The 4,548-nt window shown below is 71.7% G+C and carries 3 protein-coding genes; 2 read left to right on the forward strand and 1 reads right to left on the reverse strand.

The genetic code is table 11. The features are described 5' to 3' along the window. Nucleotides 1–2,517 (reverse strand): sensor histidine kinase (locus BZL64_RS29875; RefSeq protein WP_425276088.1); only part of this gene is annotated, 2,517 nt, incomplete at its 3' end. 396 nt (nucleotides 2,518–2,913) lie between these two features. On the opposite strand from BZL64_RS29875, the gene BZL64_RS29880 reads away from it, so the two are divergent. Together BZL64_RS29880 and BZL64_RS29885 are read left to right on the forward strand one after the other, a co-directional pair. After that, nucleotides 2,914–3,867, forward strand: a complete 954-nt coding sequence (locus BZL64_RS29880; RefSeq protein WP_086772276.1) for an ABC transporter substrate-binding protein — start codon at nucleotides 2,914–2,916, stop codon at nucleotides 3,865–3,867. Nucleotides 3,868–3,877: 10 nt separating this feature from the next. Then, nucleotides 3,878–4,548 (forward strand): aromatic amino acid lyase (locus BZL64_RS29885; RefSeq protein ID WP_143663346.1); only part of this gene is annotated, 671 nt, incomplete at its 3' end.

Here is a 4,548-nt window from a genome sequence, read left to right on the forward strand (position 1 = left end):
GGGGTCGGGGCGGCCGGCCGGGGCGGCGTCGTGCGTGCGGGCGGTGGGCTGCCCGGAGCCCGGCACGCCGGCCTCGGCACGCGCCTCGGGGCGTACGGCCGTGCCGGCGGGCTCGGTGCCGGCGGGTTCGGTACGTGCGTGCGGCGCGGGCTCCGCCGTACGGTCGTGGACCGTCGGCTCCTCCGCACGCGGGCCGGGGACTGCGACCGTGGAGGACTCGGCATCGGGCTCGGCCGTCTCGCGTCGGGGCACCCTGCGGGGGAGCGGGACCGGTTCCTGGTCCTCCGCCGTGGCCCAGGCCGGCACGGACGCGGCCCGTGAGGGGCCGCCAGCCGCGACAGGGGCCGGGGCCGGCGCGGTGGGGGAGTCCGGTGTACCCGGCAGGGCGGGCGCCGTCGCATCAGGTGTCGTACCGGACGTCGTACCGGACGCCAGGGCGGTCTTCGCGCCGGACGGGAGTGCCGCCGTCGCCGGGGCCGCTCCCCGCAGCGCCGCGCCGCTCAGGGTCAGGAGCAGGGTGGAGGGGATGGAGACTTCCGCCGTCACGCCGCCGCCCGGGGTGCGGGAGAGGGTGACGTCGATGTCCCAGCGGCGGGCCAGCGCGCCGACCACGAACAGGCCGAGCACCTTCGTCGGGACGAGGTCGAGGCGCTCGCGGCGCACGAGACGGGCGTTCTCCTCGGCGATCCGGTCGGCGCTCATGCCCAGGCCGTGGTCGGCGACGGTGATCGTCGCGCCGTCGTCGCCGGGCCGCACCCGTACCTCGACGGGGCTGCCCTCGGGGGAGAACGACACGGCGTTCTCCAGGAGTTCGGCGATCATCAGGGTCAGGTCGCCGATGATGTCGGGCTCGACCAGGACCTCGGTGCCGGCGTACAGCTGCACGCGCTGGAAGCCCTCGATCTGGCCGAGCGCGGCGCGGACCACGTTGGTGAGGGCGGCCGGACCGGAGTCGAGAACGGTTTCGCGAATACCCGCCAGCAGCATCAGGCTGTCGGCGTTGCGGCGCAGCCGGACCGCGATGTGGTCGATGGAGTAGAGGCGTTCGAGCAGCGCGGGGTCGGTCTCGCCGCGTTCCACCGCGTCGATCAGCGAGAGCTGACGCGTCGTCAGGTTGCTGACGCGGCGGCCCACGTTGCCGAACATCTCCGCGACGTTGCGCCGGCTGAGCACCTGGCGTTCCAGCAGCGCCGCCGCCGTCGTCTGGACGTTGTTCAGGGCCTCGGCCAGCGCGCCGATCTCGTCGTCGGCGGTGACCGGCAGCTCGCGCAGCCGCGGCGGCCCGCTCTCCTCGGCGTCGTCGTCGGCCACCCGGGCCAGCTCGCGCCCGGCGACGTCGGCGACCTCCTGCGCCGCCCCGGTCAGGGCCAGCACCGGGCGGATCACGGAGCGGCGCACCAGCGCCGCGAGGCCGATCCAGACGGCGAAGCCCAGCAGCGCCAGGCTCAGCAGCAGACCCGCGCGCCACTGGGCACTCGCGGCGGCGTCGTCGGCGCGGTCGGCGATCTGGTCGATGAGGGAGCCGGTGATGGTCAGCCGGGTCTCGGCCTGCTCGTTGTAGTGGTGGTAGGAGTCCAGCGCCTCGCGGAACGCGACGCGGATCGCGCTCTGGGACTCCGCCTGCAACGCGCTGGGGTCGACGGCGAGTTCGGCGTAGTGCTGGCCGATGACGGCCTGCGCCGCGTTGTGCTCGATGTCGCCGAGGAGGTCGGTCTGCTCCTCGGTGGCGAACCGTGCGAAACGCTCGGCCTGGTAGGTGTACAGCTCGTGCGAGCCGACCGCGCCGGTGAACTCGATGAGCGCGTTGCTGTCGCCGGTCCGTGCGGAGAACACGCCCGTCTCGTAGGCGCCGTGGGCGGCGTCGGCCCGCAGCAGCGAGTCGAGCAGGCTGCCGGTGAAGGTGGTGGCGAGGGCGGCGTTGCGCTCCAGGCCGAGGCCGTCGATGACGCCGTCGGCGGCACCCGAGTACGCCGGGTCGATGTTGTCGGCGGGCAGATAGCCCTGCTCGATGGTGTCCCGAAGGCCGGCCAGGCCCTCGATCTCGTGCAGCGCCTGCGCCTCGGTGTCCGGCAGCCGGTCGCCGAAGGCGTCGCGCACCTTCTGGATCTGCGTGTCCACGGCGAGCTGGGCGATCCGGTAGGCGGAGGTGGAGGGCGTGCCCCCGTCGAAGGACGCCTCGTGACGCACGGAGAGGAGGATCGCCTGCTGGTGCTCGGCCTGTACGTCGGCCACCAACTGGGCGACCTGCGCGCTGTCGCGGACCAGTCGGGCCGCCGACTCCGAGTTGTCGGACTCCTGCACCAGGTCGGCGATGACCCACGTCAGCAGCAGCGCGATCACCGTCAGCGGGACGCCGACGAGAACGTTGAGCTTGCGCTGGAAGGGCCACCGGTCGGCGAATCCCCGCAGGCCCCGGCGGACGGACGAGGCCGCCGCCCGTCGGGGTCCCCCCTGGTCGTGCCGCTCGTGCGAAGCCGAGAGGCGGGGGGAGGTCGCGTCCACCTCGGTCGTGGACACCATGCCTCCTTCATGAAGTCGTGCGCACCGCACGACGCACGCTTCTGTCCGATGATGATCGACGTTTTCAGCAACACGGCCGGGCGCGCGACGGCGCCACGAGTGATGCGTCACGACACCGGAGCAACCCCCGCGCACCGGTGTGACCTACGCCAACTCCGGCGAGACTATCCCCTCTTCGATCGGTCGAGCGCGTCGCCCTACGTCAAGAATCCATTACAAAGCGCCGTCTTGCGGGTGTCGTACTGGCCTTTCCTCCTTCACGAACCGCCACAACCGCTCGCGCATCGAAGCCAATCGGTGACCCGGTGGCACTTGACTGACCAAGAACGCGCTGGATTGGATCAGGTGGAGCGTTCGTTTACTCCACCAACCTCCGAGCCCGGAACGGCAGACGTGACTTCCAACGCCCACAGCAGCAGGTCCTTCAGGAATCACCCAGGCGCGGCGGCCGTCGCGCTCGCCGCGATGACGGCCCTGCTGGCGGGATGTTCCTCCTCCGACGACACCGACCCGCTCTCCGAGGACAAGGCGGCAGGTGACACCGTCGTCGTCGGCTCCAACAACTTCGCCGAGAGCATCCTGCTGGCCGACATCTACGGCGAGGCCCTCAAGGCCAAGGACATCAAGGTGTCCTACAAGCCCAACATCGGCAGCCGTGAGACCACGTACGGCCTGCTCAAGAACGGTTCCATCACGGTCCTGCCCGAGTACAACGGCTCGCTGCTCGCGTACCTCGACGCCAAGGCCGAGCAGAAGTCGCTCGAGGCCGTCAACACCGAGGCCAAGGCGAAGCTCGACCCCAAGCTGACCCTGCTGGAGTCCTCGCCCGCCGAGGACAAGGACTCCGTCACGGTCAACGCGGACACCGCGAAGAAGTACAACCTCACCGCGCAGTCCAGCCTCGCCGACCTCAAGGACATCGCTCCCGAACTGGTCCTCGGCGGTTCGCCCGAGTTCCAGACCCGGCAGCAGGGCATGGTCGGGCTGGAAGCGGTGTACGGGCTGAAGTTCAAGTCCTTCAAGGCCCTGGACGCCGGTGGTCCGCTGACCCAGGCCGCGCTGAAGAAGAACACCGTGCAGGCGGCGGACATCTTCACCACGGACCCGACCATCACCAAGGAGAAGTTCGTCGTCCTCCAGGACCCGGAGAACCTCTTCGGTTTCGCCAACGTGACCCCGCTGGTCTACAAGAGCGGGCTCTCCAAGGAGGGCGTCGACGCGCTCAACGCGGTCTCCGCCAAGCTCGACACGAAGACCCTGCTGGACCTGGACTCCCAGGTGCAGCTGGAGAGCAAGGACCCGCTGGACGTCGCCAAGGCCTGGCTGAAGTCCGTCGGCCTGGGCTGACCCGCCCGCGTTGGACACGACACCACCCCGGGTCGTCCTGAACGGCACCACCCTCACCGTCGGCGAGCTGATCACGCTCGTCGACGGTGCGGCCGTGCCCGAGGTCGCCCCCGAGGCACGCGAGCGGGCGGTACGTTCCTTCCGCACCGGCCGCCGACTGGCCGCCGCCGGACGGCTGTACGGCCGCGGCACCGGTGTCGGCGCCCACCGCGCGGTGTCCGTCGACGCGGACGACGAGAGGGCGCACGGCCTGCGTGTGCTGCGCAGCCACGCGGGTGGCGCGGGCGCGCTGCTGCCCGCCCGCCAGGTCCGCGCGATGCTCGCGATCCGCGCCAACCAGCTCCTCGCCGGCGGCTCCGGCATCCACCCCGGCTTCATCGACGCCCTCACCGAGGCCCTCCGCCTGGGCGTCCACCCGGCCGTCAACGAATACGGCGCGGTCGGCACCGGCGACCTGACGGCCCTGGCCCAGACCGGCCTGACCCTGCTGGGCGAACGGCCTTGGGAGGAAAGCGGGTTGGGCGGGAGGATCGGGTCGAACGGGCTGACCGTGTCGACCGGTTCGGCAGGGCTGGGGGCCGCAGCCGCGCCTGCACCTCCGGAGGCCGTAGCCGCGCCCGCACCTGTCGGGCACGGAGCCGGGTGGCGCGGGCGCGGCGGGGGGCCCGACAGGTGCGGGCG

Origin of the sequence: Streptomyces bobili, assembly GCF_002154575.1 — a bacterium.
Classification (GTDB): Bacteria; Actinomycetota; Actinomycetes; order Streptomycetales; family Streptomycetaceae; genus Streptomyces; species Streptomyces bobili.